The following is a 607-nucleotide window of genomic DNA, read 5'->3' as shown; positions in this document are numbered from 1 at the left end:
AAGGCTCCATAAAATGTCAGACGAAAAGGTAATAACGGCAAAAGCGGAGGTTCAGAGACTCTTGGATGCAAGATTTATACAAGAGGTCCATTACTCAAGTTGGCTCGTGAATGTTGTGATGGTCAAGAAAAAGAACAATAAATGGAGAATGTGTACTGTGACACCCAAGTGTCAGTGTAGCAGCTACAGTGCTTGACCAATACCTCACTATGTAATTTGAAGGCTTGAATGAAATCCAAGTTTGGTTGGGTTTGAATTTCAAATTCAAACTATTTTTAATTTTCTCAAACCACACCGTTTGACACATGGATTGTAACCCCTTTTCTTACATGCAAGTGATCCCAACTAAATTCACTTTTGTGAAGATCAAGTCAAGAAGGATTTTTGGAGAATTTATCAGATTTTTCCAGAAGGTTTAAATCCCTTTTAAAATTCATCAAAGATTCAAATGTTGAATATGTTCCAGGATTTTTAACACTAATTCTTTTGAGAATTGGATATCGGAACAATTGAGAAAATTGTTCATAATACCCCAATCTAGCTACATGCAAAAACTGGGAATTTTTCGAGCAAGGTAAGGCATCCATTTTCAATTTCCATGTTTGAG

At 35.6% G+C, this 607-nt stretch carries 1 protein-coding gene; it reads right to left on the bottom strand.

Annotated elements, in window-relative coordinates:
• Positions 1-371: 371 nt before the first annotated feature.
• On the bottom strand, positions 372-607 hold a 236-nt coding region (locus tag ACQY8X_RS21055), incomplete at its 5' end, for a hypothetical protein (protein ID WP_428037083.1).

This window comes from Amphritea sp. (assembly GCF_050300915.1).
Lineage (GTDB): Bacteria > Pseudomonadota > Gammaproteobacteria > Pseudomonadales > Balneatricaceae > Amphritea.
This window is presented reverse-complemented; position numbering and strand designations above follow the sequence as displayed.